This is a genomic window from Streptomyces hokutonensis, from assembly GCF_042751305.1.
In the GTDB taxonomy this organism is placed as follows: domain Bacteria; phylum Actinomycetota; class Actinomycetes; order Streptomycetales; family Streptomycetaceae; genus Streptomyces; species Streptomyces hokutonensis_A.
The window spans coordinates 170895-193420 of sequence record NZ_JBHYWD010000012.1 but is presented as its reverse complement, the minus strand read 5'-3'; the positions used below and the strand labels follow the sequence as shown (position 1 = coordinate 193420).

Below are 22526 nucleotides of genomic sequence, written 5' to 3'. Positions count from 1 at the left end.
ATCTCCCCATGTCAGAGCCCGGGGGCGTCCGCGAGGTGAAGTCCGCCGCCCGCACGGTCGAGCTGCTCGAACTGCTCGCCGCGCGCGGCGACCGTCCCGCGCGCCTCCAGGAACTCGCCGACGAGCTGGGCGTACCGCGCAGCTCGATGTACGCCCTGCTCCAGACCCTGATCGCGTACGGCTGGGTCCGCACCGACAGCACCGGTTCGCTCTACGGCATCGGCATCCACGCCCTGCTCACCGGCACCAGCTATCTCGACTCCGACCCGCGGGTGCGGACCGTACGGCCGTATCTCGACGAGGCGTCCCAGGCGCTCGGCGAGACGATCCACCTGGGCCGGCTGGACGGGCGGGACGTCGCCTATCTGGCGACGCGGGAGTCCCACGAGTACCTGCGGACCATCAGCCGGGTGGGACGACGGCTCCCCGCGCATGTCGGCGCCCTCGGCAAGGCGCTCCTCGCGGAACGCGACGACGCCGAACTGCCGCCCGGCCCCTACGAGGCGGCGACCCCCAACACCCACACCACGCGGGAGTCCCTGACCGCCGACCTCGCCGTGATCCGCGTCCGCGGCTACTCGGTCGACCGCGAGGAGGGCGTCCTCGGGATCGTCGGCTTCGGCTTCGCGCTGCGCTACGACAACCCGCCGCTGGACGCGATCAGTTGCTCGGTCCCGGTGGTCCGGCTGACGCCGGAGCACGAGGGGGAGATCGTGACGGTGATGCGGGAGGTCAGGGCGAAGATCGAGTCGGCGGCACGGGCGGCCGGCGGGGCGGTCCACTGGCGTTAGCGGTGGCCCGGCGGCTGCCACTCGGTGCCGGCACGTCTTCCCCTGCCGTGCCCGTGACTTCGCCGGCGGCCCGGTCAGTCGAAGATGGCGCAGTTGAGCGCGTTCATCAGGGCCGCGCCTGTCTGGTGCGCCTCCCTGGTGGGAAGAGTGGACGTGGCGAAGAAGAAGGAGGCCGTGCGACGGCCGGTGGAGTCGGTGACGTTGTAGGTCGCGTAGCCCGGGACGATGCCGACGTGGTCCCAGACCGTGCCGCAGTCGGTCTCCGCCGACTCGATGCCGAGCCCGTAGCCGAGCTGGTCCGGGTCCTCCGGCCCGATCTCCGGCACGGTGGTGCGCATCTCGGCCAGTTGGGCGGCGGGCAGCAGGCGGCCCGACATCAGCGCGCCGTAGAAACGGGACCAGTCACCGGCGGTGGACACGACCGCGGCATCCGCTCCGTCGGCCGTGACGTAGTCGCCGGTGACGTCCACGTGGTCGTCGTGCTGCGGTCCGGCGTAGTTCCTGAACTCCTCGGGAACGTCCGGTGGCATGTGGGCGGCGTCGGGTTCGTAGCCGTGCGCGTGCCGGTCGCGCCAGGCGGAGCCGGTGGCGTAGAAGGTGTGCCGGAGCCCCAGGGGTCCGGCGATCCGGTCCCGCACCAGCGCCGCGAGGCTCCTGCCGGTGGCCTTCTCCAGGACGGCGCCGATCGCGATGTAGTTGGTGTTGCTGTACGACCACTCGCTGCCGGGCTCGAACAGCGCCGGGTGCCCGCGCACCAGGCCCAGGATTTCCGCCGACGTCCATACGTGGGTGTCCTGGCCGGTGAGGGCCGGTGCGAGGGCGGGATCGTCGGTGTAGTCGAACAACCCACTGGTGTGGTTGAGCAGCATGCGCAGGGTGATCGCCCTGCCGTTGCGCACCTGGCCGGGCAGCCACTTGTCGACCGGGTCGGTGAGGGCGAGTCTGTGCTCGGCGGCCAGTTGCAGGACGAGGGTGGCCATCACCGTCTTGGTGTTGGACGCTTCCCGCACCTCGTCGTCCGCGCCGAGCCGATGGTCCTTCCTCGTCCAGGCGGCCTGCTCGGAGATCTCGATGGGCCTGCCGTGACCGTCGTCCACCCGCACGGTCACCCCGGGCACTCCTTCTTCCACCAACTTCCGCGCCAGCTCCCGCAGTTGAGCCCGTCTCTCCGCGGTGCCGTCCTGTCGTACCGCAGTACTCCCGTGGACCGTGCCGGCACTCGCCGGGGCCGTGGCGAGGGGCACGACGAGGGCCGCGGACACCGCGACTGTCGCCATTGCGCGTAACCCCGTCGGTCGCGGGCGCCGTCCGACACGCGAATTCACACGCACTTCATGCTCCTTCGGGAATCCGGGAGGGCCGCCGGGCACGATCTGGAGGCCGAGCGGTGCGCGTCCGATGCTCTCAGCAGTACCGGCGCGATGCATAGCGGTTCCGTCGCTCAGGAAGTGGACCGGGCGCGTCGGCGCCCGCCGGCACCGGGAATTGGGCGCGCGTCTACCCGGCGCTCCCCACCCCAAACACAACGTGCCCCACATCACACCCCCCGCCCTTCATCCCGAACCGCGTGCTTGATACAAATTGCCCGCGCGTTCCTGTCCGTCGACGGTCGTCGCCCATCCCCTGCTTGAGCCGCTTCTTTCGCATGCCCTGGGAACGCCCGTGTCCGCCCGCAGCACCACCACGCCCTGGCCCCTCGTCGCCCTTTTCACGGCCGGGTATCTCGCCCCCTACCTCCTGCCCACCACCGTCGGCCGCCTCGACGCCGGGCTCCCGCTGTCCGCCACGCAGGCCGGGGCCGTCGGCAGCGCACTGCTGCTGAGTTCGGCGGCGGCGGGCTTCCTGCTCGCCTCGCGCGTCGACCGGATCGGCCCGCGCACCCTCGCCCGCGTCGGCCTCGCGCTGGCCGTCCTCGGCTACGGCTCGGCCGCCCTCACGCACGCCGTCCCCGCGGTCGTCGCGGGCGCGATCGTCGGCGGCTTCGGATCGGGTACGGCCACCACGGTCGCCGCGTCCGGCATCGCCGCCGAACAGGACCCCCACCGCGCCTCCACGCTCGGCCTGTTGTGCGTGTCCGCGCTCGCGGGTGCCGTCTACCTCACGGTCCCGCACCTCGGCGCGGGCCACGGCCAGCCGCTCACCGCGATCGCGCTGACCGCACTGGCCGTATGGCCGCTGACCGGCCGCCTCCCGGTCCGTACGGCGACGGAGCACACGCGCGTGGAGACCGCCGGACTCCCCCACCGCCGCGCCGGACTGGTCCTCGCCGCCACCCTGCTGTGCTGGTCCCTCGCCCAGAACTCCCTCTGGGGCGTCAGCGGACGCATCGGCCTCACCCAGGCCCACCTCTCCGAGGTCACCGTCGGCGTGGTCTTCGCCATCGCGCTCGGCACCGGCCTCGTCGGCGTCATCGGCGCGGGCGCACTCGGCTCCCGGCTGAGCCGCGCGGTGCCGATCGGCGCGGGCACGGCGCTCATCGCGGGCTGCATCGTGCTCAGCGCGTCCGCACACGACCTGAGGACGTTCGCGACCGGCGAGATCGCCTGGAACACCCTCTACCCGATCGTCCTGTCCTACGTCCTCGGCCTCGCCGCCTCCCTTGATCCACGCGGCCGTTGGGCGGTCCTGGTCGGCTCGGCCTCGTCACTGGGGACGGCGGCGGGGCCGCTGGCGGGGAGTGTGCTGTCGGCGGGGGCGGGGTTCCCGGCGATGGGGGCGATTCTGGCGGCGGGGCTGATCGTGGTGGCGGTGCCGATGACGGCGGTAGCGGTGCGCTCCGGTCGGCGACGCTTGCCGCAATCGGTCGTCGAGATCTCTGTCGAGGCCCGGGTGTCGCGCCCCCTCAGGGGCGCGGGGAACCGCGCGCCCAGCCCCCACCGACCCACAGCCTCAACACCACCCGCCTACGAGAACTCGTACGCCTCCACCTCGGCCACATAACGAGCCCGCAACTCCTCGTCGTCCTCCAGGAAGGAAGCGACGAACGAGTTCCGGGCCAGCTCGCGCAACCGATCCTCGCTCAACCGCAGAGCCGAACGCACCGCATCGAAGTTGTCGCCCGCGTACCCGCCGAAGTACGCCGGGTCGTCGGAGTTGACCGTGCACAGCAGGCCCGCATCCAGCATCGCGGGCAGCGGGTGCTCGGCGAGGACGTCCACCGCGCGCAGCCGGACGTTGGAGAGCGGGCAGAGGGTGAGCGGGATGCGGTCGCGGACCAGGCGGGCGACCAGTTCCGCGTCCTCCATGCAGCGCAGCCCGTGGTCGACGCGCTCGACGCCGAGGACGTCCAGGGCCTCGGTGATGTAGGCCGGCGGGCCCTCCTCGCCGGCGTGCGCGACCCGTCGTAGACCCAGCGCGGCGGCGGCCTCGTAGACCTCGCGGAACTTCACCGGCGGGTGGCCGACCTCGGCCGAGTCGAGGCCGATGCCGGTGATCCGGTGGAGGTACGGCTTGGCCGCGTCCAGGGTCTCCATGGCCGAGTCGGCGGACTCGTCGCGGAGGAAGCACATGATCAGCCGGGTCGAGATGCCGTGGTTGGTCTCGCTGTCGCCGAGCGCCCGCCACAGGCCCTCCACCACCGTGCCCATGTCCACGCCCCGCGCGATGTGCGCCTGCGGGTCGAAGAAGATCTCCGCGTGCCGTACGCCCTGCGCGGCGGCGCGGGCGAGATAGGCGTTGGCGAGGTCCTCGAAGTCCCGCTCGGTGCGCAGGACGGCCATCAGCTCGTAGTAGAGGTTCAGGAAGGACTGCAGGTCCTCGAAGAGGTACGCCTTGCGGAGCGCCTCGGTGTCCGCGTACGGCAGCTCGACGCCGTTGCGGGCGGCGAGGGCGAACGCCAGCTCGGGTTCGAGGGTGCCTTCGATGTGGAGGTGCAGTTCGGCTTTGGGAATGGGCATCGAAATATCGTACGGGTGTTTTATAGCCGTTTCGGAACCGGCACCCTGAGTAGATCGTGCGCCACGGTCAGCTCCCCCTCGAACCCGGCCGCCCGCGCCTGCCGCTCGAACTCCTCCGGCTCGGAGTAGCGCTGGCTGAAGTGGGTGAGGACGAGGTGGCGGACGCCGGCCTCCTGCGCCACCCGGGCCGCCTGACCGGCCGTCAAGTGGCCGTGGTCCACGGCCAGTTGCTCGTCCTCGTCCAGGAACGTCGACTCGATCGCCAGCAGGTCGCAGCCCTCCGCGAGGGCGTGCACTCCGTCGCAGAGGCGGGTGTCCATGACGAACGCGAACCGCTGCCCGGGACGGACCTCGCTGACGTCTTCGAGCGAGACGCCGTCCACGACTCCCTCGCGCTGGATACGGCCCACGTCCGGGCCCTTGATGCCGTGCGCGGCGAGGCGGTCGGGGAGCATACGGCGGCCGTCGGGTTCGGTGAGGCGGTAGCCGTAGGACTCGACGGGGTGGGAGAGCCTGCGGGTCTCCAGGGTGTAGTTCCCCGTGGTCGCGATCACTCCGTCCGCCGCCACCGGGGACTCGGTGATGCCTACCGTCTCGCGGTATGCCGTGGCGTAGCGGAGGCGGTCGAAGAAGTGCTGGCCCGAGCGCGGGTAGTGCGCGGTGATCGGGTGCGGGACGCGGTCCAGGTTGATGCGCTGGATGACGCCGGCGAGGCCGAGGGAGTGGTCGCCGTGGAAGTGGGTGACGCAGATCCGGTTGAGGTCGTGCGCGGCGACCCCGGCGCGGAGCATCTGGCGCTGGGTGCCCTCGCCGGGGTCGAAGAGGATGCCCTCGCCGTCCCAGCGCAGCAGGTAGCCGTTGTGGTTGCGGTGACGGGTGGGGACCTGGCTCGCGGTGCCGAGGATCACCAATTCACGTACGGACACGGTGAGTTACCCGGGGGGCCACTGCATGCCGCGGCCGCCCATGACATGGGCGTGGGCGTGGAAGACGGTCTGGCCCACGCCGGTGCCCGTGTTGAACACCACGCGGTAGCTGTCGAGCTTCTCGTCCGCCGCGACCTCGCCTGCCTCGCGCAGTATGTCGGCGGCGATCGTCGGTTCGGCGGCGGCGAGGGAGGCGGCGTCGGGGTAGTGGACGCGGGGGATCACCAGGACGTGGGTGGGGGCCTGGGGGTTGATGTCCCGGAACGCGACGGTGGTGTCCGTTTCACGGACGATCGTTGCCGGGATGTGGCCCTCGACGATCTTGCAGAACAGGCAGTCGTTCTGCGGTTCCCCTGACATTTGGGATCCCTCCGAGGCGTGGGCTGTGCTTTACGCGGGGCATCGTATCGTCGTTGAGTGCGGGTGCGTGGGGGCTGGGCGCGCAGTTCCCCGCGCCCCTCAGGTGGGCAAGCCCGGCGGGGTTTTCGCCGGAACGGTCTCCAGTTTCTCCAACGCCAGGCGGATTGCCTCGTCCAGCTGGGTGTCCCTGCCCGCCGCGTAGTCCTGTGGCCTCTGCACCACCTCCACGTCGGGATCCACCCCGTGGTTCTCCACCCCCCAGCCGTAACCCTCAAGCCAGAACGCGTACTTGGGCTGGGTGACCAACGTGCCGTCGACCAGGCGGTAGCGGCTGTCGATGCCGATCACCCCGCCCCACGTGCGCGTGCCGACCACCGGCCCGATCCCCAGCGCCTTGATCGCCGCGTTGACGATGTCGCCGTCGGAGCCCGAGAACTCGTTGGCCACGGCCACGACCGGGCCGCGAGGTGCGTCCTCGGGGTAGCTGTACGGGCGCATGCCTCGCGGTAGGTCCCAGCCGACGATGCGGCGGGCCAGCTTCTCCACGACCAGCTGGGAGGTGTGGCCGCCCCGGTTGTAGCGGACGTCGACCACCAGGCCCTCGCGGGCCACCTCCACGCGCAGGTCGCGGTGGATCTGGGCCCAGCCGGGGGCCTGCATGTCGGGGACGTGGAGGTAGCCGAGGCGGCCGCCGGACTTCTCGTGGACGTAGGCGCGGCGGTCGGCGACCCAGGCGTGGTAGTAGAGGGGCTCCTCGTCGGCGAGGGGGACGACGACCGCGTGGCGGGGGTCTCCGCCGCCGGCCGGGGAGATGGTCAGCTCGATGGGTTTGCCCGCCGTGCCGACGAGGAGGGGGGCGGGTCCGGTGATCGGGTCGACCGGTTGGCCGGCTACCGCGAGGATCGCGTCGCCCGGGCGGACGGCGACTCCGGGGGCGGCGAGCGGGGCGCGGGCGGCCGGGTCGGAGGTCTCGGAGGGCAGAACGCGGTCGATGCGCCAACTGCCGTCCTCGTGACGGGAGATGTCGGCGCCGAGCAGGCCCTGTCGTTCGCCGCTGCCGTGGCCGCCGCGCGGGGTGACGTAGGCGTGCGAGGTGCCGAGTTCGCCGTGCACCTCCCAGAGGAGGTCGACGAGGTCGTCGTGGGTGGCTACGCGGTCGAGGACCGGGCGGTAGCGGTCGAGGACGCCGGCCCAGTCGACGCCGCTCATGTCGGGGCGCCAGAAGTTGTCGCGCATGATGCGGCCGGTCTCGTCGAACATCTGGCGCCATTCGGCGGCCGGGTCGACGGTCTGGCGGATGCGGGAGAGGTCGACGTTGATGTTCGAGTCGCTGTCGTCGTCCTCGGAGGAGGCGCGGCGGTCGCTGGGGACGACCCGCAGTTTGTGGTCGGTGCGCAGCAGGACGCGTTTGCCGTCGCCGCTGACCTCGAAGTGCTCGGCGTCCCCGGCGAGGTGCTCGATGCGCTGCTGGGCGAGGTCGTAGCGCTCCAACTCCGTTTTGGGGTCCGGGTCTTCGGGGGTCGCGCGGGTGGCGCCGAGGACGCCCTGCACGGGGTGGCGCAGCCACAGGACGCCGTCCTTGGCGGCGCGCAGGTTGGAGTAGCGGCCGGCCTCGACGGGGAACGGGACGATGCGGTCGGCGAGGCCTTCGAGGTCGATACGGGTGGTGGGGCGGCCCTCGCTGTCAGGGGTCTCGTCCTTGTCGGGGGCCTCGAAGGGGCGGCCGTGCCGCTGCGGTCCGAAGGGGGACGGGGTCGTCGCGGCGAGGGTGATCAGGTGCGGGCGGTCGCCGACCACGAAGGCCAGGTCGAAGACGTGCTCGTCGTAGACCGGGTCGAAGGAGCGGGTGGAGAGGAAGACCAGGTGTTTGCCGTCGAGGGTGAAGGCGGGGGCGTAGTCCTGGAAGCGGAGCGGCGTGGCCTCGGTGACCGACAGGTCGGTGGTGTTGGCGAGCTTGAGCTGGCGCAGCGGGCGCGGGCCGGGGTGCGACCACGCGAGCCAGGCGGAGTCGGGCGAGAAGGAGAGGCCTGAGGCGTCGCCGTCCTCGCTGCGGTCGACCTCGCGGACCTCGCCGGTCTCGCGCTCGACGAGGAGGACGCGGCCGTCGTGCGAGGCGGCGGCGACGCGGCTGCCGTCGGGGGCGACGGTGAGCGCGAGAACGCGGCCGAGCTGTCCGGCGGCGATGCGGCGCGGGGTGGCGCCGGGGGCGAGACCGGTGGCGGGGGCGAACTCCAGGGCGTCGTCGCCCTCGGCGTCCGTCACCCACACCACCCACTCCTCGCCGTCGACGCGGAAGGTGTGGGGCAGCCGGGCGCGTACGCCGGGGGTGGCGGCCAGCGCGCGGGCGGGGCCGGAGCGGTGGGTGATCCAGTGGACGGTGCCGCGGACGGCGACGGCGCTGCCGCGCGCGGTGTGGTCGGGCGAGGCGGAGGCGAACCAGCGGGCGGCGGACACCGGGAAGGGCTGCTGGTCGGTGCGCTGTCCGCCGAGCCGGATGTCGAGGCGGCGCGGTTCGGCGCCGTCCAGGTCGTCGAGGAGCCAGAGTTCACCGGCGGAGGAGTAGATGATCCGGGTGCCGTCGCCGGCCGCGTGCCGGGCGTAGAACCTGTCGAGCGGGGTGTGGCGGCGGAGGTCGGTGCCGTCGGTGAGGGAGGAGTAGAGGGCGCCGGTGCCCTCGTGGTCGGAGAGGAACGCGATCCTCTCCCCCGACCACACCGGGTACTCGAGGTTGCCGTCCAACTCCTCGTGCAGCCGCGTGAATTCGCCGTCGCCCTCGCGGTCGATCCACAGCTTGCCCGCCGTGCCGCCCCGGTAGCGCTTCCACCAGGCGGCCTCGCGGCCCATGGGGGCGGAGAGCAGGACGGTGGCGGCGGGACCGATGGCCACATCGCCAACGGGCCCGTACGGCAGGGTGGTTGCCGGTCCGCCGTCCAGCGGGACGGTGCGGGCCCAGCTGCGGCGGAGGTTCGCCTGGCCGTGGGTGCTGATGGCGAGGACCTGGCCGTCCGCCGTCCAGCCGCGCACCTGGGTGCGTGAACTCCCCCAGTGGGTGAGGCGTTTGGCGGGTCCGCCGACGACCGGGGCGATGTGCACCTCGGGGGCGCCGTCCCGGGTGGAGGTCCAGGCGACGGTCGTGCCGTCCGGCGAGATGCGCGGGTGGTTCACCGGCACGTTCTCGGCGCTGACCCGCCACGCCCGGCCGCCGTCGAGGGGGGCCAGCCACACATCGTCCTCGGCGGTGAAGGCGATCAACTCGCCGTGCAGGTGCGGGAAGCGGAGATAGGCCTGGAGACCGGCCTGGGCTGCGGACGCTGAGGGCTGAGTCACCTGATCAGCGTATGCAGCGGGGGCCTGTGAGGACAGCGGTTTGGATCACTTGCCCGCTATGGAAGGGCCCTCACTTGCCCTGCACGGGCCAGCAACTCGGGTCGCCCTTGCACCAGATGGTCTTGGTGACCGTGACGGTGACGGTCGGTCCCGGGCCGTAGGTGAGGCTCGGGTTCGGGTTGACCACGGACGAGGGTGTCGCCGCGTTGCAGTCGCCGAGCCCGGTCACGTGGAACACCTGCTTGCCGCCCACCTTGGCGACCAGGTCGCCGCGCACACAGGCGCCGTCGACGGCCCGGGTGACCTTGCCGGTGACGGTGATGGTCCGGTTGTCGTTCGTCTGCCCCTGGCAGTCCACGGAGACGACGGTGGACTCGGTCGGCGAGGGCGTCCTCCCGGGCGTGTAGGCCTTGTTGCCGCTGCCGTAGTTGCCCGTGCAGGTCAGATAACGGACGCTCACATGGTCCCGCTTGAGCTCCGCGGTCGCCGTCTTGTCGGTGGTGTACGCGACGGTCGCCGCGCTGAGATCACCGGGCTGGCACGCGACGACCCCGCCCACGGACACCATCGCGAGCCCCGCCACGGCGGCCACCCGCCGTCCGCGGGGCCGACGCCAGTTCTGCCTCAACGCCCCCATGGACGGCAGCCTGCCACCGTCGGGGCGCACACGGAAGAGCGCATACGGCCACCCGTGCGCCGGGGGCGCGGTCACCGGCGCACGATCGTCAGCCCCGGAGCAGCAGCCATTCCTGAAGCTCCACCACATTGCCCTCGGGGTCCTTGAGATGCGCGACCCGCATCCGGTCCGTCATCGGCGCGGGGCCATGGAGAAGGGTCGCCCCCCGGTCGGCGACCTGCTCGCAGTACGCGTCCAGGTCGTCCACCCGCAGCACCACCAGCGAGCGGTGTCCGGTCACCAACTCCCCCAGCTCACCGAGGACTTGGGCCATCATCGCCCGGTCCTGCAGCGCGATCCCGGCCGACCCGACCGCCGGGCTGAACTTCTCGTACGGTCCCTCGGCCGCCCCCGACTGCGGCTTCAGGCCGAGGACTTCGGCGTAGAAGCGGTAGCAGGCGGCGAAGTCGGTGACGAGCAGCCTCACTTGGGCCAGTTCCACGACGGTTCTCCCCTGTCGTTCCGGTAGTTCAGGACCAGCGTCCGGTACGGCCCATGAGCAGGGCGGTGGCCGCTGTCCCGGCGGTCGATGTGCGCAGCACGCTGCGCCCGAGCCGGTAGGCCTTCGCCCCGGCCTCCTCGAAGAGTGCCAACTCCTCGGGGGAGACGCCGCCTTCGGGGCCCACGACCAGCACGATCTCGCCCTCGGCGGGGAGTTCGGCGGTGGCGAGGGGCTCGCTGCCGTAGTCACGGTCCTCGTGGAGTACGGCGGCGAAGTCGGCTTTGGCGAGAAGTGCGGCAACCTGTTTGCTCGTCGCGGCGTCCGCGACCTCCGGGAAGCGCAGCCGGCGGGACTGCTTGCCGGCCTCGCGGGCGGTGGCCCGCCACTTCGCGAGGGCCTTCAGACCGCGCTCGCCCTTCCACTGCGTGATGCAACGGGAGGCCGCCCAGGGGACGACGGCGTCGACGCCGGTCTCGGTCATCGTCTCCACGGCCAGCTCGCCGCGGTCACCCTTGGGGAGGGCCTGGACGACGGTGATGCGGGGCTGTTCCTGGGGCTCCTCGTAGACGGTGGAGCCGAGAACGATGAGCCGGTCCTTGCCTTCCACGGTCTTGACGACACCGTCCAGATACCGGCCGCGCCCGTCGGTGAGCATGATGTCCTCACCCGGCCGCAGGCGCTTCACCGAGACCGCGTGCCTGCCCTCGGAACCGTCGAGAACGACCTCGCCGCCACTGAAATCCGGGATCACCAGGGGATCGAGGATGAACACCGGTGCCGTCATCGGAGGTCACCCCCGGCCGACAACGCTGTCCGGGCGGCGGCCAGTTCGGCGACCAGGACCTCGACCAGTTGGCCCGCCGGCAGCTCGCGTGCCATGCGGTGACCCTGTCCGGCCCACAGCGCCATGCCCTGCGCGTCACCGGCCGCGGCGGCCTGCTTGCGCAGCGGGGAGGTGAGGTGGTGGACCTCGGGGTACGCGGCGGGGGCGTACGGACCGTGCTCGCGCATGAAGCGGTTGACCAGGCCGCGGGCCGGGCGGCCGGAGAACGCGCGGGTCAACTCGGTACGGGTGAAAAGGGGGTTGGTGAGTGCCTGCTTGTGCAGGACGTTCGCCGCGGACTCGGGGGTGGCGAGGAATGCCGTGCCGAGCTGGGCCGCGCTCGCGCCCGCCGCGAGAGCTGCGGCGATCTGGCTGCCGCGCATCAGACCGCCGGCGGCGACGATCGGGAGACTCACGGTCTCGCGGATCTGGGCGACCAGGGAGAGCAGTCCTATGCCGGAGCCGTCGTTCTCCGGGAGGTCGCGGTGGGTGCCCTGGTGGCCGCCGGCCTCGACGCCCTGCGCGATCACCGCGTCGGCACCGGCCCGCTCCACGGCGAGGGCCTCCTCGGCGGTGGTCGCCGTGACGAGGGTGAAGGTGCCGGCCCGGCGCAGCGAGTCCAGCACCTCACGGGTGGGGACACCGAAGTGGAAGGAGGCGAAGGACACCGGGTTGTCGAGCAGGACGGACAGCTTCGCGTCGTAGCCGTCCTCGCGGCCGCTGTCCGGGTCGCCGAGCTCCGTGTCGTACCAGGCGGCCTCGCCGGCCAGCTGGTGGGCGTAGACGTCGACGGCCGCCTTGTCCGCGTACTCCGGCTGCGGCATGAAGAGGTTCACGCCGAAGGGGCGGGACGTCAGGCTCCGCAGCTGCTTGATCTCCTGGTACATGCCGTCGGCCGTCTTGTACCCGGCGGCGAGGAATCCCAGCCCGCCGGCCTCGGACACGGCGGCCGCGAGACGCGGTACGGAGACACCGCCCGCCATGGGGGCCTGCACGATCGGATGTGGGAAGAGATCGGTCAGTGCGGAGGACATGACGGCATGTTGTCACGTCCTCCGAACAAGTCCGAATCCGCCCTTCCGCCGGGCATAGGACAGATGCATGCCCGCGCGGAGACCGGTTCGACGACTGATTCGACGACCGGTTCGACGATCGGCTCAGCGGCCGTTGAAGGCGTCCTTCAGCCGCGAGAACAGCCCCTGCTGACCCGGTTGGAACTGCCCGAGAGGCCGCTCCTCGCCGCGCAGTTTCGCCAGCTCCCTGAGCAGGCGTTCCTGTTCCACGTCGAGCTTGGTCGGGGTGGTGACCTCGACATGCACGATGAGGTCGCCCCGGCCACCGCCGCGCAGATGCGTGATGCCCCGCGTGTGCAGCGGGATCGACTGGCCGGACTGGGTGCCCGGGCGGATGTCGACCTCCTCCATGCCGTCCAGCGTCTCCAACGGCACCTTCGTGCCCAGGGACGCCGCCGTCATCGGGAGGGTGACCGTGCAGTGCAGGTCGTCGCCGCGGCGTTGGAACATCGCGTGCGGCAGCTCGTGGATCTCGACGTACAGGTCACCGGCGGGGCCGCCGCCGGGGCCGACCTCGCCCTCGCCCGCGAGCTGGATCCGCGTGCCGTTGTCCACACCGGCCGGGATCTTCACCGTGAGCGTGCGCCGCGAGCGGACGCGGCCGTCGCCGGCGCACTCCGGGCACGGCGTCGGCACGACGGTGCCGAAGCCCTGGCACTGCGGGCACGGGCGGGACGTCATGACCTGGCCCAGGAAGGACCGGGTCACCTGCGACACCTCACCGCGGCCGCGGCACATGTCACAGGTCTGCGCGGAGGTGCCGGGGGCGGCGCCCTCGCCGTTGCAGGTGCCGCAGACGACGGCCGTGTCGACCTGGATGTCCTTCGTGGTGCCGAAGGCCGCCTCGTCCAGCTCGATCTCCAGCCGGATCATGGCGTCCTGGCCCCGGCGGGTGCGCGAGCGCGGTCCGCGCTGCGACGCCGTACCGAAGAACGCGTCCATGATGTCCGAGAAGTTCCCGAAGCCGCCCGCGCCGAAGCCGCCGGCACCGCCGCCGCCCGCCTGCGAGAGGGGGTCGCCGCCGAGGTCGTAGACCTGCTTCTTCTGCGGGTCCGAGAGCACCTCGTAAGCGGCGTTGATCTCCTTGAACCGCTCCTGGGTCTTCGGATCCGGATTCACGTCCGGGTGCAGCTCGCGCGCGAGCCGGCGGAAGGCCTTCTTGATCTCATCCTGCGACGCGTCGCGACGCACGCCGAGAACGGCGTAGTAGTCCGTGGCCACTTAGGACTCCGCCAGGATCTGTCCGACGTACCGTGCCACTGCGCGTACCGCTCCCATCGTTCCCGGGTAATCCATGCGGGTCGGTCCGACCACGCCGAGCTTGGCGACTGCCTCGCCGCCCGAACCGTAACCGACCGACACCACGGAAGTGGAGTTGAGGCCCTCGTAGGCGTTCTCGTGACCGATCCGTACGGTCATGCCCGAATCCCCCGCCTCACCAAGCAACTTGAGGAGGACGACCTGCTCCTCCAGGGCTTCCAGGATGGGGCGGATGGTGAGGGGAAAGTCATGTCCGAAGCGGGTGAGATTGGCGGTGCCGCCGATCATCAGCCGCTCCTCGGTCTCCTCGACGAGGGTCTCCAGGAGGGTGGAGAGCACCGTCGCGACCGTGCCGCGGTCCTCGTTCTCGAAGGCGTCCGGCAGGTCCTGCACGAGCTGCGGCACGTCCGCGAAGCGGCGGCCGGCGATCCGGCTGTTGAGCCGCGCGCGTAGATCCGCGAGCGGGGACTCCCCGAAGGGGGCCGGGCAGTCCACCATGCGCTGCTCGACCCGCCCGGTGTCGGTGATCAGCACGAGCATCACGCGCGCGGGGGCCAGCGACAGCAGCTCCACGTGGCGGACGGTCGAGCGGGTCAGCGAGGGGTACTGCACGACGGCGACCTGCCGGGTGAGCTGCGCGAGCAGCCGTACCGTACGGCCCACCACGTCGTCGAGGTCCACGGCGCCGTCCAGGAAGTTCTGGATCGCCTTGCGCTCGGGGCCGGTCATCGGCTTGACGCCGGCGAGCTTGTCGACGAACAGGCGGTAGCCCTTGTCCGTCGGGATGCGGCCGGCGCTGGTGTGCGGCTGGGCGATGTACCCCTCGTCCTCCAGGGCCGCCATGTCGTTGCGCACGGTCGCCGGGGAGACGCCCAGGCTGTGCCGCTCGGTGAGCGCCTTGGAACCCACCGGCTCCTCGGTGCCGACATAGTCCTGGACGATGGCGCGCAGTACCTGAAGCCTGCGTTCGCTGAGCATCGCGCACACCTCCAGTTCTGGTCGCCGTTTTGTTACCGGGCTGCCCTTTCCTGGCACTCTGTGCGCGCGAGTGCCAGCGTTCCCCGGCCCAGTGTACGGCTGTGGGGTACACCCCGGGCAAGGCCGGTCCTGCGATGTCACGCCGTGGGGTGCCGTCACCGTTAGCGTCGCCGTATGACGGTGACTTGGGAAGAGGCGGGGTGGGAGCGGCTCGCCGCCGGGGTGGGCCGGTGCCGGCTGCCTGGCTGGGACTGCACGGTCGGCCTGGTCGTCGGGGGCGGCTCGGCGCTCATGATCGACGCCGGGTCGAGTGTGGCGGAGGGCGCGCGGTTGCGCAGGGAGGCGCAGGCGCTCGCCGGGCGCCGTGTGACCCATCTCGCGCTCACCCACGCCCATTTCGACCATGTCTTCGGGGCGGCGGTCTTTGCCGGGGCGACGGTCCTCGTGGCCGGGGGCCTGAGCGAGGTGTTCGAGCACGGCGGCGAGGAGTTGCGGGCCGACGCGGTGCGCAACGGGCTGGATCCGGAGGCGGCGGAGAACGCGGCGGACGTCCTCGTGTGCCCCCGTGAATATGTGTGGGGCCCCGCGGTGCTCGACATGGACGGCGGCCCGGAGGTCCAGTTGTTGGCGATGCGGGGACACACCGCCCACGACCTCGCGGTCCTCGTCCCCGGCTCCCCGGCGGTCGTGTTCTGCGGCGACCTGGTCGAGGAGTCCGGCGAACCCCAGGCAGGCCCGGACGCCGTACCGTCGCACTGGCCGGCGGCGCTCGACCAGCTCCTCTCCCTGGGCGGCGAGGACGCGCTGTACGTGCCCGGTCACGGAGCGGCGGTGGACGCGGGGTTCGTGCGGGCCCAACGGGACGCGTTGGCAACGCGTTTCGGCGTGTCGTGATGAGGGTCGGCCCGGTTCTCCTATCGTCATCCGAATGCGCCAGTACTCCGCCGACCTGACCCCGCCGTGGAAGAAGCCCAAGCCGGCCCCCGAGGTCCCCGCGGAGGCGGGCCTGGTGGTCGAGGAGCCGGGCACCGGTTTCTGCGGAGCGGTGATCCGCTGCGAGGCCGGCACGGTCACCCTGGAGGACCGCTTCGGCAAGCACCGGGTGTTCCCGATGGAGCCGCGCGGCTTCCTCCTGGAGGGCCGCGTGGTCACCCTCGTCAGGCCGCCGTCGTCGAGTGCGCTACGGCCTACTCGTACGGCATCCGGTTCGGTCGCCGTTCCCGGTGCACGCGCGCGTGTGGCCCGCGCCGGGCGGATCTACGTCGAGGGGCGGCACGACGCCGAGCTCGTCGAGCGGGTGTGGGGCGACGACCTGCGCATCGAGGGCGTGGTGGTCGAGTACCTGGAGGGCGTCGACGATCTGCCGGCCATCGTGGACGAGTTCGCCCCCGGCCCGGACGCGCGGTTGGGCATCCTGGTGGACCACCTGGTGCCGGGCACCAAGGAGTGGCGCATCGCCCAGTCGGTCACCAGCGAGCACGCGCTTGTCGTGGGCCACCCGTACATCGACATCTGGGAGGCCGTGAAACCGTCCTCGGTCGGCATCGCGGCCTGGCCCCGCGTGCCGCACGGGCAGGACTGGAAGACGGGGGTGTGCCGGGCTCTGGGTTGGCCGGAAAACACCGGTGCGGTGTGGCAGGCGATTCTGGCCAAGGTCCAGTCCTACAAGGATCTCGAGCCGGAACTGCTGGGGCGGGTGGAGGAGTTGATCGACTTCGTCACGGCATGAGACGCGGCAAGGTGGCGAATGTGGTCGTATCCAGGTCGATGCCCACGATCGGCAGCGTTACGAGGTCTCCGAACTTACGCGTCCGCTCGGACTGATAGTTCGCCGCCAAGCCGGTCCCGGTCGGCTCCGTCAGCACCACGCACTTGGCCTCGAACGGATCGATGATCAAGTAGACGGGGACACCCCCTGCGGCGTAGATCGACCGCTTGTCCACGTAGTCCCGGTGGGCGCTGGTCTTCGATACGACCTCGACAAGCATCGTCACGGCGGGAGCGGGCACGAGTCGTCCCGGACCGTCGTCCGCACCGATCTCCATGACTACGAGATCCGGCTGGGGCTCGCTGTTCTCGCCAGGGAATGCCACATCCTGCGTCTGGAGGCGCTCCCACCGACTCGAGGGAATCTGGTCCTGCACGGACTGCACGATGCGGTTGTGGACCTTGTCGGGCCCCGCCATCATCACGATGTCCCCCCGGATGAGTTCAGCCTTGAAGCCCTCGGGAACCTCAAGGTTCTCGAACGCCTCACGCACTCGGCGATCATCCACAGCGGTCATCTCCGTGGCCCTCCGCATCCGCCGCGTTCTGTCGACGGCAGCTTGGGAACCAGCCTAAGGACCGAACCGGCGTTCTGCTTGGATTCACCCACCCGAGTGATCAGTCCACCAGGTCCCGCACCACCGCATCCGCCAACAACCGCCCGCGCAGCGTGAGCACGGCGCGCCCCTCGTCGTAGGGCCGCTGTTCCAGCAGTCCGTCGTTGAGGGCCCGGCGGGAAGCCTTGAGGCCGTCCTCGTGGAGGAGGTCCAGCGGTGCCCCCTCCCGGAGCCGCAGCTCCAGCAGGATCCGCTCCACCCGGCGGTCCTCCTCGGAGAGGATCTCGCGGCCCGCACCCGGTGACCGTCCGGCCGCCAGCGCCCCCGCGTACGCGCCCGGGTGCTTCACGTTCCACCAGCGCACCCCGCCGACGTGCGAGTGCGCTCCGGGGCCCGCGCCCCACCAGTCGGCGCCGCGCCAGTACAGCTCGTTGTGGAGACAACGGCCGGATTCCGACGTCGCCCAGTTCGAGACCTCGTACCAGTCGAAGCCCGCCGCCGACATCACCTCGTCCGCGATGAGGTACCGGTCGGCGTGCACGTCGTCGTCCGTCATCGGGACCTCGCCGCGGCGGATCCGGCGGGCGAGCTGGGTGCCCTCCTCGACGATCAGGGCGTACGCGCTGATGTGGTCGGGGCCCGCGCCGAGCGCGGAGTCGAGGGACGCACGCCAGTCGTCGTCGCTCTCGCCCGGGGTGCCGTAGATCAGGTCGAGGTTGACGTGGTCGAAGCCGGCCGCACGGGCCTCCGCGACGCACGCCTCGGGGCGGCCGGGGGTGTGCGTTCGGTCCAGGACCTTCAGTACGTGCTGTTTCGCGCTCTGCATGCCGAAGGAGACGCGGTTGAAGCCGCCGTCGCGGAGGGCCGCGAGGTAGGCGGGGTCGACCGACTCCGGGTTCGCCTCCGTGGTGATCTCCGCGTCCGGCGCCAGGCCGAACTCGTCGCGGATCGCGCCCAGCATCCGGACGAGATCGCCCGCCGCGAGCAGCGTGGGCGTACCGCCGCCGACGAAGACCGTGCGGACCGGGCGGGGGTCGTCGCCGAGGACCTTGCGGGCCAGGCGGACCTCGTCGATCAGGGTGTCCGCGTAGTTGTCGCGGGAGGCCAGCACTCCGCCCGTGCCGCGCAGCTCGGTCGCCGTGTAGGTGTTGAAGTCGCAGTAGCCGCAGCGGGTCGCGCAGTACGGGACGTGCAGATAGAACCCGAGGGGGCGGTCCACGGCACCGGCGAGCGCCTGCGGGGGCAGGGCGCCGTCGTCGGGGACGGGATCGCCGTCGGGGAGTGCGGAAGGCATGTCCTCCATTGTCCCGTACGTTCGTCCCGGCCACGGACGGCCCAGCCCGGGCGGACGGCGCGGACGGTGTGCCGTATTCCTGGAAGCCGAGGCGGAGGACGCGAACTACCCGGGAGGCTCAGTGGGGACACCCCGAACGGAAATCCGCACAGAAAGCGGAACAGGGAGCCGAACAGGGAGCGGGCCGGGGATCCGTGCGGGAAGTCTGGCAGCGGTCCTCGTCGTCGCCCTGACGCTCACCGCCGGAGCCGCCCCCACCCCCGCCCCCTCGACCGACCCTGCCCCCTCGGCCGCCCCCACCTCCTGCTCCACCGGCACCGGCCCCTACCAGCGCGAGTTGGAGAGCTATCTCCGGCTGCCGCCGGACGGACACCAGTCCCCCGCCGACTGCGCGGCGATCAGCGCCTTCCAGTCCCGCAACGAGGTACGGCCCGCCGACGGCTACGCCAGTCTCGCGACCTATCGCACGATGCTCGTCGTCCAGGCCCGGCCGGACCCGAACGCGGCCGGAAACTGCCCGGTCCGCGACTACAAGGTGGCCTGCGTGGATCTGGACCGGCAGCTGATGTGGGTCCAGGAGGGCCGGCGGGTGACGTTCGCACCGGTGCCCATCCGCTCCGGGCGCGACGGCTACGAGACCCGTACCGGCTGGTTCTCCGTGTACTGGCGCGACCAGGACCACTACTCCGATCTCTACGACAACGCGCCGATGCCCTACTCCCAGTTCTTCAGCGACGGGCAGGCCTTCCACGGCAGCCTGGTCGACCTGTTCAAGGGCGGATCGCACGGCTGCGTCAACCTCCAGCTGAACGACGCCCGGCGGCTGTGGGACGAGCTCACGGAGGACGACGCGGTGTACATCTGGGGGACGAAACCCGGCACGGAACGCGGTCTCAGGCCAGCAGCGGAGCGCCCGGATCCGCATGGGAACCCACCCCCGGCAGTACATACGCCACCGCCGAACCCCGGTGCTCGGTGAACTGACTCAGGTCGTCCCGCACCGCCAGCCGCTGCTGCACCCGTACGAACAGCGCCGGATCACGCATGAAGGCGAGGAACAGCAGTCCCCGGTCACCGGGGCCGTCGTCGTAGGAGTAGCCGCGGCGCAGCATCCGGGCTCCCGCGTCGAAGCGGGGGCTGGCCGCGTGGACATGGGAGCGCAGCGGGGTGACGTACCGGCCCTGCGGTGTCTTGGCGAAGACGTCCACGTCGTCGTCCTCCCGGCCGCCGCCCAGTGGGGCGCCGTCGGCCCGGCGGCGGCCGATGACCTCCTCCTGCCGGTGCGCGGCCAGGCGCGCGAACGCCTCTACGCGCAGCCGGACACGCCGTACCACGAGGAAGGTCGCGTCCTGCGACCACACCCAGCGCTCGCACTCGTCGGGCGTCGGGTTCCCCGTGCCGTCCTTGAAGCCGAGCAGGTTGCGCGGGGTGGAGCCGTCGGGCGTCGGCGGCAGGAACCCGGCCTGCCGCCAGCGTGGCCGCAGTACGTCACCGGCCAGCCGGCTCAGTTCGGCGGCGGCACCGGCGGCACTGCGGGCGTCGTCGGCGCAGACCTGGAGGAGGAGGTCGCCCCCGCAGCGGGCGGGGTCCAGCCGGTCGCCGGGAAAGGGGGGCAGCTCGTCCAGGCCTGCGGGCGCCGGGAGGCCAAGGCGCCCGGGCAGCCGGGGGCCGACGGCGACGGTCGCGGTGAGGTGCGCGCCCGGGTCCGGCGCCTGGGGGACGGCTCGACGCCACCTTCGGAGCACTCCCCGCAACGCACGCGCCCCCGCCGCGCCGCGCAGGCCGGCGTGCAGGTCGTACGCCATGACGAGTACCGCGGCCTGCTGCGGTGTCGTCACCCCGGCCTGCCGCGCGCACTCGAAAGCGGGCCCGCGCCGCCCGGGCGCCGGGTCGTCGCGCGTGCAGCCGGTCGCCGTCACGGCAGGGGGAAGCAGCGCGGCGGCCAGGACGTGCCGGCGGGGGAGGCCGGTCCGGGCGGGAACATCAAGCGTGTCGAATCCGGCATTCGTTGCCATGGGCACGAAAGGGACGATACATCTGCGGGGTGCGACCCAACCGTTTCCCGCGTCCCCTCCGTCATGTGTCCCGAGCAGCGGCCCTGCTCCTGGCCACGGCCGTCCTCACCGCCTGCGGTGCCATCTCCGGCGGCGGTGCGCCCGGCGGCTCGGCGGGAGCCGCCGTCGTCCGTGTCCCGCAGGACGCCGCGTCCCTGCGGGAGGGGGTGGACCGGGTGCGGCCCGGCGGCCTTGTCCTCGTGTCGCCGGGCGTCTACCGGGAGAGCGTGACCGTCGCCAAGCCGGGCGTGGTGCTGCGCGGCACCGACCGTTCGACGGTGGTCGTGGACGGGGAGTTCAAGCGTCCCAACGGCATCACCGTCACCGGCGCGGGCGCGGCCGTGGAGAACCTGACCGTACGCGACCATCTCGCCAACGGCGTCCTGTTCACCGGCGTGACGGACGCGACGCTCCAGGCGGGCCGCGCCGGCGGCTCGGCGTACGACCCGCTGGACACGGTCAAGTTCCCACCCCTCAAGGGTTTCCGGGCCTCGTACGTGACGGCCTACGACAACGCCCTGTACGGCATCTACGCCTTCGACGCCCGCTCCGGCGTCATCGAGCACTCCTACGCCTCCGGGCAGGCCGACTCCGGCATCTACGTCGGCCAGTGCCGGCCCTGCGACACCGTCGTACGGCACAACACCGTCGAGCACAACGCGGTGGGCCTGGAGGTCACCAACGCCTCCGAACGGCTGTATCTGCTGGGCAACCGCGCCTCCCACAACCGGGTCGGCCTCACCCTCGACTCCAACGACCTGGAGGCGCTGGGCCCGCAGCACGGCGCCGTCGTCGCGGGCAACGCCTTCACCGACAACAACGACGCGGCGAGCCCCGAACAGGCCGACGGCGGCTTCGGCATCGGCATCGGCGCGGGCGGCGGCCGGGACAACGTGATCGAGCGCAACCTGATCAGCGGCAACCGGTCGGCCGGCGTCCTGCTGAGCGACGTCCAGGGCTACCCCGCCCGCGGCAACACCGTGCGCGCCAACCGGGCCACCGGCAACGGCACCGACCTGGTCCTGTCCACCGGCGCCCCGGCCGGCAACTGCTTCGCCGGCAACGCCGAGTCGAGCAGCAGCCCGGGGAACCTGTCCGGCATCGCGGGCTGCGACCGGGCGACGGGGGCGGGGACGACCGCGGTGCCGGACACCGCCGCCCCGGCCGAGCCCGGCACCGGCCGCCCGCCCCTCGGCAGCGCCCTCCCCGTCCAGGCTCCCCCGGGCATCTCCTTCCAGGACGTCCCCGCACCCCCGGCCCAGCCCGCGATGCCCGGCGCCCCCACAGCGGCTCCGCGCCCCGCGACCGGTCTGCCGGGCCATGTGGAGCCCGGGGCCTTCCGGCTCCCGAAGTCACCGACCGCGGTCCCGATCCGCACCGGCTGAGCCCGACCTCCGTTTCCACGGCCCGTCAGGCAGCTTCCCGGGCACATGTCCCGCCGTCACATCGACCTGTACCGTCCGGCCCGGCCCGAGGTCCGCGGTGAGGCGGCGGAGGCTGCCGTCCGCGTCGATCCAGTACGTCAGGGGAGAGCGCCCGGACGCCGACGGCACCGTGGGGCGGCCGGTGCCCTGGGGGCGGGGCCGCGGCCCGGTGAAGACACCGTACGAACGACCGTCGATCCGGTCGTCCCGCAGCCACAACGGGCCTGACTGTGCGAGGAGTTGGGCGTTGTCAGGCCGGTCGGCCGCCATGGACGTCGTCAGCCGCAGGGCGATGTCGAGCGGATCCCCGCTGAACCCCCGCCGCACCCACTCCCGCTCCCCCACGCCCCGGACCACCCGCTGCAGAGCCCCGGCCCCGATCCCGGCGCCACCGGCGACCGCCCCTGCCCGCCGGCCCCGCGCGACCGCCACGCCCCCCAGGTCCCAGGCGAGCACCCCCTGCCCGTCGTTCCCCGCGCCCGCCACCTCGTACGTGCCGACCGCCCGGTGGGTGCGGTGGTCGACGACGGCGTGGATCACGGTGGTTCCGCCCGGGGTCACGGCCCGGAGGGTGACGGCCGACGGGCTCTCGCGGTACGTACGGAAGCGGGCCAGCGCCATCCGCTGAGCCTCACCGGCCGAGACGGCCCGCGGTCCCTCGTCGCCCCTGGACACGAGGACGGCGGCACCGCCGACGCCCACCGTCGCGAGGCCGACGAGCGCGGCCACCACCCGTCGGCTCGCCTTCTTCTTCGCCTTGATACGCATGACACGTCTCTACAGGCGGGGGGGGGGGGGGGGGGGGGGCCCCCCGCCGCGGGGGGGGCCCCCGCCGCACCAGCACCGGCGGGCGGAGGACGCGCCGCGGCGGGCGCGGG

At 72.0% G+C, this 22526-nt stretch carries 21 protein-coding genes; 6 read left to right on the top strand and 15 right to left on the bottom strand.

The window, feature by feature from the left end; genetic code table 11:
* Positions 1-8: 8 nt before the first annotated feature.
* Positions 9-791 (top strand): IclR family transcriptional regulator, encoded by a 783-nt coding sequence (locus ACFXC1_RS30060; RefSeq protein WP_381248176.1) that lies wholly within the window; start codon positions 9-11, stop codon positions 789-791.
* 74 nt (positions 792-865) lie between these two features.
* On the opposite strand, the gene ACFXC1_RS30055 is transcribed toward ACFXC1_RS30060, so the two are convergent.
* Complete coding sequence (locus tag ACFXC1_RS30055) at positions 866-2068, bottom strand: serine hydrolase domain-containing protein (RefSeq protein WP_381248173.1); 1203 nt, start codon at positions 2066-2068, stop codon at positions 866-868.
* A gap of 385 nt (positions 2069-2453) precedes the next feature.
* Between ACFXC1_RS30055 and ACFXC1_RS30050 the strand changes: the two genes are divergently transcribed.
* A complete protein-coding gene (locus tag ACFXC1_RS30050) occupies positions 2454-3731 on the top strand; it encodes an MFS transporter (RefSeq protein ID WP_381248170.1) in 1278 nt (425 codons plus the stop codon).
* On the opposite strand, the gene ACFXC1_RS30045 is transcribed toward ACFXC1_RS30050, so the two are convergent.
* The 10 genes from ACFXC1_RS30045 to hrcA form a co-directional block, all read right to left on the bottom strand.
* The gene (locus ACFXC1_RS30045) at positions 3695-4687 is read right to left on the bottom strand and encodes an adenosine deaminase (RefSeq protein ID WP_381248167.1); all 993 of its coding nucleotides are present in this window, start codon (positions 4685-4687) and stop codon (positions 3695-3697) included. The genes ACFXC1_RS30050 and ACFXC1_RS30045 overlap by 37 nt on opposite strands.
* Before the next feature lie 20 nt (positions 4688-4707).
* Positions 4708-5613, bottom strand: coding sequence for a ribonuclease Z (locus ACFXC1_RS30040; RefSeq protein WP_381248164.1), 906 nt, complete (start codon positions 5611-5613; stop codon positions 4708-4710).
* A gap of 6 nt (positions 5614-5619) precedes the next feature.
* The gene (locus ACFXC1_RS30035; protein WP_381248161.1) at positions 5620-5973 is read right to left on the bottom strand and encodes a histidine triad nucleotide-binding protein; all 354 of its coding nucleotides are present in this window, start codon (positions 5971-5973) and stop codon (positions 5620-5622) included.
* 99 nt (positions 5974-6072) lie between these two features.
* On the bottom strand, positions 6073-9300 hold the full coding sequence (locus tag ACFXC1_RS30030) for a S41 family peptidase (RefSeq protein ID WP_381248158.1): 3228 nt from the start codon (positions 9298-9300) through the stop codon (positions 6073-6075).
* A gap of 70 nt (positions 9301-9370) precedes the next feature.
* The gene (locus tag ACFXC1_RS30025; protein WP_381248437.1) at positions 9371-9883 is read right to left on the bottom strand and encodes a hypothetical protein; all 513 of its coding nucleotides are present in this window, start codon (positions 9881-9883) and stop codon (positions 9371-9373) included.
* Between the two features lie 142 nt (positions 9884-10025).
* Positions 10026-10418, bottom strand: a complete 393-nt coding sequence (locus ACFXC1_RS30020; RefSeq protein WP_381248155.1) for a VOC family protein — start codon at positions 10416-10418, stop codon at positions 10026-10028.
* 28 nt (positions 10419-10446) lie between these two features.
* Positions 10447-11202, bottom strand: coding sequence for a 16S rRNA (uracil(1498)-N(3))-methyltransferase (locus ACFXC1_RS30015; protein ID WP_381248152.1), 756 nt, complete (start codon positions 11200-11202; stop codon positions 10447-10449).
* Entirely contained in the window at positions 11199-12275 is a 1077-nt protein-coding gene (locus ACFXC1_RS30010) for a nitronate monooxygenase (RefSeq protein WP_381248150.1), read from the bottom strand. The genes ACFXC1_RS30015 and ACFXC1_RS30010 overlap by 4 nt, the downstream gene beginning before the upstream one ends.
* Before the next feature lie 123 nt (positions 12276-12398).
* Positions 12399-13535: a molecular chaperone DnaJ gene (dnaJ, locus tag ACFXC1_RS30005; RefSeq protein WP_381248147.1), complete on the bottom strand. Its 1137-nt coding sequence runs from the start codon at positions 13533-13535 to the stop codon at positions 12399-12401.
* On the bottom strand, positions 13536-14552 hold the full coding sequence (gene hrcA, locus ACFXC1_RS30000) for a heat-inducible transcriptional repressor HrcA (protein WP_381248145.1): 1017 nt from the start codon (positions 14550-14552) through the stop codon (positions 13536-13538).
* Between the two features lie 174 nt (positions 14553-14726).
* On the opposite strand from hrcA, the gene ACFXC1_RS29995 reads away from it, so the two are divergent.
* On the top strand, positions 14727-15446 hold the full coding sequence (locus ACFXC1_RS29995; protein ID WP_381248142.1) for an MBL fold metallo-hydrolase: 720 nt from the start codon (positions 14727-14729) through the stop codon (positions 15444-15446).
* Positions 15447-15480: 34 nt separating this feature from the next.
* A complete protein-coding gene (locus tag ACFXC1_RS29990) occupies positions 15481-16281 on the top strand; it encodes a DUF3097 domain-containing protein (RefSeq protein WP_381248139.1) in 801 nt (266 codons plus the stop codon).
* Here ACFXC1_RS29990 and ACFXC1_RS29985 read toward each other — a convergent pair.
* Together ACFXC1_RS29985 and hemW are read right to left on the bottom strand one after the other, a co-directional pair.
* On the bottom strand, positions 16271-16837 hold the full coding sequence (locus tag ACFXC1_RS29985; protein WP_381248136.1) for a Uma2 family endonuclease: 567 nt from the start codon (positions 16835-16837) through the stop codon (positions 16271-16273). The two genes, ACFXC1_RS29990 and ACFXC1_RS29985, sit on opposite strands and share 11 nt — an antisense overlap.
* A 100-nt stretch (positions 16838-16937) precedes the next feature.
* Positions 16938-18170: a radical SAM family heme chaperone HemW gene (gene hemW, locus ACFXC1_RS29980; protein ID WP_381248133.1), complete on the bottom strand. Its 1233-nt coding sequence runs from the start codon at positions 18168-18170 to the stop codon at positions 16938-16940.
* A 205-nt stretch (positions 18171-18375) separates the two neighbouring features.
* On the opposite strand from hemW, the gene ACFXC1_RS29975 reads away from it, so the two are divergent.
* Positions 18376-19149: a L,D-transpeptidase gene (locus tag ACFXC1_RS29975; RefSeq protein WP_381248434.1), complete on the top strand. Its 774-nt coding sequence runs from the start codon at positions 18376-18378 to the stop codon at positions 19147-19149.
* Here ACFXC1_RS29975 and ACFXC1_RS29970 read toward each other — a convergent pair.
* Positions 19064-20185, bottom strand: a complete 1122-nt coding sequence (locus ACFXC1_RS29970) for a Dyp-type peroxidase (protein ID WP_381248431.1) — start codon at positions 20183-20185, stop codon at positions 19064-19066. The two genes, ACFXC1_RS29975 and ACFXC1_RS29970, sit on opposite strands and share 86 nt — an antisense overlap.
* Before the next feature lie 65 nt (positions 20186-20250).
* Here ACFXC1_RS29970 and ACFXC1_RS29965 point away from each other — a divergent pair, with 65 nt between their 5' ends.
* Positions 20251-21609 (top strand): right-handed parallel beta-helix repeat-containing protein, encoded by a 1359-nt coding sequence (locus ACFXC1_RS29965; RefSeq protein ID WP_381248130.1) that lies wholly within the window; start codon positions 20251-20253, stop codon positions 21607-21609.
* Here the strand turns inward: ACFXC1_RS29965 and ACFXC1_RS29960 are convergent.
* Entirely contained in the window at positions 21577-22416 is an 840-nt protein-coding gene (locus tag ACFXC1_RS29960; protein ID WP_381248128.1) for a hypothetical protein, read from the bottom strand. The genes ACFXC1_RS29965 and ACFXC1_RS29960 overlap by 33 nt on opposite strands.
* Positions 22417-22526 lie beyond the last annotated feature (110 nt).